This is a genomic window from Kitasatospora sp. NPDC059747 (assembly GCF_042732955.1).
Classification (GTDB): domain Bacteria; phylum Actinomycetota; class Actinomycetes; order Streptomycetales; family Streptomycetaceae; genus Kitasatospora.
This window is the reverse complement of the sequence record NZ_JBHWGV010000237.1, coordinates 1-5,211: the sequence shown is the minus strand read 5'-3', so window position 1 is coordinate 5,211 and position 5,211 is coordinate 1. Positions and strand designations below refer to the sequence as shown.

The window sequence follows — 5,211 nt, the reverse complement described above, 5'->3', positions numbered from 1 at the left end:
GGTTACATTCCGAACCCGGAAGCTAAGCCTCACAGCGCCGATGGTACTGCAGGGGGGACCCTGTGGGAGAGTAGGACGCCGCCGAACAATTCTTCAGAATGAACCCCCATCCGGTTTCCGGATGGGGGTTCTTCGCGTTTCCGGACAGTCCGTGCACGGGTTCCCGCCGCTTGGCGGGTACAGGCCGGCCGACGGGCTGTGGCACCGTCAATATGCCGCTAAAACAGCATGCTCAGTGCACGGATCAGCGGAAAATCGTCTCCCACGCCGTAGTCTCGAAGGGGGAGGGGAACAGGTGTCCGGGGGTGGCTCCCGGACCGGGCCGGATCAAGAATGGTGCTCATGGGACGTGGCAGGCTGCGCATCTACCTCGGGGCCGCCCCCGGGGTCGGCAAGACGTACGCCATGCTGGCGGAGGCGCACCGGCGGCAGGAGCGCGGTACGGACGTCGTCGTGGCGTTCGTGGAGGACCACGGCCGGCGGAACACGGCCGACCTCGTCGCCGGGCTGGAGGTCGTGCTGCGCCAGCAGGTGGTGCACCGGGGTGCCAGGTTCTCCGAGATGGACCTGGACGCCGTCCTCGCCCGCCGCCCGCAGGTGGCGCTGGTCGACGAGCTGGCGCACACCAACATCCCCGGCTGCCGCAACGCCAAGCGTTGGCAGGACGTCGAGGAGCTGCTGGCGGCCGGGATCGACGTGATCTCCACGGTCAACATCCAGCACCTGGAGTCGCTCGGCGACACCGTCGAGGGCATCACCGGGGTGCGGCAGCGCGAGACCGTGCCGGACGAGGTGGTGCGGCGGGCCGACCAGATCGAGCTGGTCGACATGTCCCCGCAGGCCCTGCGCCGCCGGCTGGCCCACGGCAACGTGTACGCGCCGGAGAAGATCGACGCCGCCCTCGGCAACTACTTCCGTCCGGGCAACCTGACGGCGCTGCGCGAGCTGGCGCTGCTGTGGACCGCGGACCGGGTGGACGAGTACCTCCAGAAGTACCGGGCCGAGCAGGGCATCGAGGGCATCTGGCAGGCCCGGGAGCGGATCGTGGTGGGCCTGACCGGCGGGCCGGAGGGGGCGACGCTGATCCGTCGCGCCGCCCGGATCGCGGCCCGGACGTCGGGCGGCGAGCTGATGGCCGTCCACATCTCCCGTTCGGACGGGCTGGCGGGCACCGACCAGTCCCCGCAGATGCTGATCGAGCAGCGGTCGCTGGTCGAGAGCCTGGGCGGCACGTTCCACGCGGTCCTGGGCGACGACCCAGCCGTGGCGCTGCTGGACTTCGCCCGGGGCGTGAACGCCACCCAGATCGTGCTGGGCACGAGCCGCCGCCCCGGCTGGCAGTACGTCTACGGGCCGGGCGTCGGCACCACGGTGACCCGGGAGGCCGGGGACATCGACGTCCACATGGTCACCCACGAGCACGCCGGGAGCGGGCGGGGCAGGATCCCGATCCGGCGGATCACCGACCTGGGCCGCACCCGGACGGTGGCCGGCTGGCTGATCGGCCTGGTCGGCCCGCCGCTGCTGGCGCTGGCGCTGACCGCGATCGGCGGCCTCGGCCTGTCCACCGACATGCTGCTGTTCCTGTCGCTGACGGTCCTCGCCGCGCTGGTCGGCGGGCTGCTGCCGGCGATCGGGTCGGCGCTGGTCGGCTCCTCGGTGCTGAACTACTACTTCACGCCGCCGATCCACACGTTCACCATCAGCCAGCCGCAGAACATCATGGCGGTGGCCATATTCACCATCGTCGGCATCTCGGTCGCCTCCGTCGTGGACCTGGCGGCCCGCCGCACCCTCCAGGCGGCCCGCAGCCAGACCGAGGCCCAGACGCTCAGCGCGCTGGCCGGTACGGTCCTGCGCGGCGCGCCCAACGGGGACGGCGTGCTGACCGCCCTGATGGAGCAGGTGCGCGAGACCTTCGGGCAGGAGAGCGCCGCGCTGCTGGAGCGCCCGGACCCGCTCGGCGCCTGGGTGCCGGTCGCCGCCGCCGGGCCGCACCCGCCGCAGCGCCCGGAGGCGGCCGACGTGGACGTCCCCGTCGGCGAGAGCCTCGCGCTGGTGCTGCGCGGCCGGGTGCTGCCCGCGGCGGACCGCCGGCTGCTCGGGGCGTTCGCCGCGCAGGCCGCCGTGGTGCTGGAGCGCCGCCGGCTGGCCCGCGAGGCCGCCGCGGCCCGCCGGGAGGCGGAGGGCAACCGGATCCGCACCGCGCTGCTCGCCGCCGTCTCGCACGACCTGCGCACGCCGCTGGCCGGCATCAAGGCCTCCGTCACGTCGCTGCGCTCGGCGGACGTCGAGTGGGCCCCGGAGGACGAGGCGGAGCTGCTGGCCGGGATCGAGGCCGGGGCCGACCGGCTCGACCACCTGATCAACAACCTGCTGGACATGAGCCGGCTGCAGACCGGCACCGTGACCCCGCTGATCCAGGAGACCGACCTGGACGAGGTCGTGCCGTTCGCGCTCGGCGGTGTCCCGCTGGAGTCCGTCCGGCTGGACGTTCCGGAGACGCTCCCGATGATCCGGGCCGACGGCGGGCTGCTGGAGCGCTCCTTGGCCAACCTGATCGAGAACGCCGTCAAGTACAGCCCGGAGGGCGTGAAGGTGCTGGTCAAGGCCGACGCGCTGCACCCGCCGGGCGGGCCGGGACGGGTCGAGCTGCGGGTGGTGGACCGCGGCCCCGGCGTGCCCGAGGATGCCAAGGAGCGGATCTTCGCGCCGTTCCAGCGGTACGGGGACGCGCCGCGCGGCGCCGGGGTGGGCCTCGGGCTCGCCGTGGCGCGCGGGTTCGTGGAGGCCATGAACGGCACCGTCACGGCCGAGGACACCCCGGGCGGCGGCCTCACCATGGTCGTCACCCTGCCCGCCGTCGAGCGGCCCCCGGAACCGGGCGAGCCGTCCGGCGACGACCACGACCCGCTGTCCCGGCTCGTCACGTGACACCCGGACACCGACTTCCCGTCCGTCTGCACCACGGTCCGCACGCACCACCGTCCGCAAGTCCCACGCCCGCAAGCCCGACACAGCCCTGAAAGGCGGAGCCCGTATATGACCCGGGTCCTCGTCGTGGACGACGAACCGCAGATCGTCCGCGCGCTGGTGATCAACCTCAAGGCCCGCAAGTACGAGGTCGACGCGGCCCATGACGGCGCGAGCGCCCTGGAACTGGCCGCCGCCCGCCATCCCGACGTCGTCGTCCTCGACCTCGGCCTGCCCGACATGGACGGCGTCGAGGTGATCCGCGGGCTGCGCGGCTGGACCCGGGTGCCGATCATCGTGCTGTCGGCCCGGCACGCCTCCGACGAGAAGGTCGAGGCGCTGGACGCCGGCGCCGACGACTACGTCACCAAGCCGTTCGGCATGGACGAACTGCTCGCCCGGATGCGCGCCGCCGTGCGCCGGGCCGAGCCGGTGGCCGGCGAGGACGACTCGCTCGTGGTCACCGAGAGCTTCACCGTCGACCTCGCCGCCAAGAAGGTGAACCGCGACGGCACCGACGTCCGGCTTACCCCGACCGAGTGGCATCTGCTGGAGGTGCTGGTGCGCAACGCCGGCCGGCTGGTCAGCCAGACCCAGCTGCTCCAGGAGGTCTGGGGCCCGGCCTACCGCACCGAGACCAACTACCTGCGCGTCTACCTCGCCCAGCTGCGCCGCAAGCTGGAGCACGACCCCTCGCACCCGCGCCACTTCATCACCGAACCGGGCATGGGCTACCGCTTCGAGAGCTGACGGCCCGCCCGGTTTCCGGGCCCCGCACGGCCACCCCGTGCCCCGGCGGCGATCGTCCGGCCTGCCGCCGCGGGCCCGGAAACCGGTACCCTTCCCGCATGAGTGGTGACAACAGCAGCGACCAGCCGCAGGGCCGCTTCCGCCGCATGCTCAGCCGGCTGACCTCGTCGGCCGAGGAGCTGCGGGCCGAGGAGCTGCGCCAGGAGAGCGCGGCCGAGTCGGGCTGCACGCCGATCGCCGGCTGCGCGGACCGCGATCTGGTGACCGTGGCGGGCACGCTGCGCACGGTGACGCTGCGCCCGCGGGCCGGGGTGCCGGCCCTGGAGGCCGAGCTCTTCGACGGCACCGAGGCGCTGGACATGGTCTGGCTCGGCCGCCGCTCGATCGCGGGCATAGAGCCGGGCCGCCGGCTCGTCGCCAGCGGTCGGATCAGCCACGCACGCGGGCGCCGCGTGCTGTTCAACCCCCGCTACGAGCTGCGTCCGGTTGGACACGGGAGCGAATGAGCGTGAGCAACCACCCCGGCGGCGACGCCGCCCGGCTCGACCTGAACGCCGCCGACGTGGCGGCCTGGCAGGACGCCGCCGCGAAGGACGCCGCAGAAGGCCTGGCGCGGTCGGTCGACGCCGCCGCACCGGCCACCGGCCAGGAGCTCGACCCGGAGGCCGCCGAGGCCGCCCGCAAGGCCGCCGCCTCGAAGGAGGCCGCCGACACCGTGCTGCAGGCCTTCGGCGGCGTGCGCGGCATGGTCGACATGACGCTGCCCGGCCTGGTCTTCATCGTCACGTACAACATCACCCACCAGGTCAGTCCCGCCGCGTGGGCCGCGCTCGCGCTGAGCGCCCTGTTCGTGGTGGTCCGGCTGGCGAAGCGGGAGACCGTCCAGCACGCCTTCAGCGGGGTGTTCGGCGTCGCCATCGGCGCCTGGATCTCGATGAAGAGCGGCCGGGCCGAGGACTTCTACCTGCCCGGCCTGCTGTGGAACGTCGGCTACTGCATCGGGCTCGCGGTCTCCGCGCTGGTGCGCTGGCCGCTGATCGGCCTGATGCTCGGCCCGATCACCGGCGAGATGTTCACCTGGCGCAAGGAGAACCCGGGCCGGCTGCGCGCCTACACCAAGGCGACCTGGGCCTGGGTCGTGATCATGGGCATCAAGCCGGTGATCCTCTTCCCGCTGTACTTCACCCACAACGTCAACCTGCTCGGCTGGCTGAAGGTCGCGCTCGGCATCCCGCCGCTGCTGCTGGCGATGTACGTGACCTGGCAGATCCTGCTGAAGGCGCCGCCGCCGATCAAGGCGCCGCTGGACGACGACGAGGAGGAGCCGGCGAAGTAGCCGGCCCGACCCGGTGCACGAACCCGGTGCACGAAGGGGGGGCCCCCCCCCCCCGGGGGGGGGGCGCGCGGGGGGGGGGGGCCGCGCGCGGGGGGGGGGGGGGGGGGGGGGGGGGGGGGGGGGGCGCCGGGGCACCCGCCCCCGCCCCCCCC

Annotated in this window: 4 protein-coding genes and 1 rRNA gene; all 5 read left to right on the top strand. The window is 73.4% G+C overall.

Going from position 1 to position 5,211, the window contains the following annotated elements; genetic code table 11:
* Positions 1-87: ribosomal RNA gene (gene rrf, locus ACFV4G_RS42955) — 5S ribosomal RNA — on the top strand; the annotation flags it as partial.
* 255 nt (positions 88-342) lie between these two features.
* Positions 343-2,934 carry an ATP-binding protein gene (locus ACFV4G_RS42950; protein ID WP_380449018.1) on the top strand — a complete coding sequence of 864 codons (2,592 nt, stop codon included), beginning with the start codon at positions 343-345 and terminating at the stop codon, positions 2,932-2,934.
* 108 nt (positions 2,935-3,042) lie between these two features.
* A complete protein-coding gene (locus ACFV4G_RS42945; protein WP_380449017.1) occupies positions 3,043-3,723 on the top strand; it encodes a response regulator in 681 nt (226 codons plus the stop codon).
* A 98-nt stretch (positions 3,724-3,821) separates the two neighbouring features.
* Positions 3,822-4,229 (top strand): OB-fold nucleic acid binding domain-containing protein, encoded by a 408-nt coding sequence (locus ACFV4G_RS42940; RefSeq protein ID WP_329931199.1) that lies wholly within the window; start codon positions 3,822-3,824, stop codon positions 4,227-4,229.
* A 2-nt stretch (positions 4,230-4,231) separates the two neighbouring features.
* On the top strand, positions 4,232-5,059 hold the full coding sequence (locus tag ACFV4G_RS42935; protein WP_380449015.1) for a DUF3159 domain-containing protein: 828 nt from the start codon (positions 4,232-4,234) through the stop codon (positions 5,057-5,059).
* Positions 5,060-5,211 lie beyond the last annotated feature (152 nt).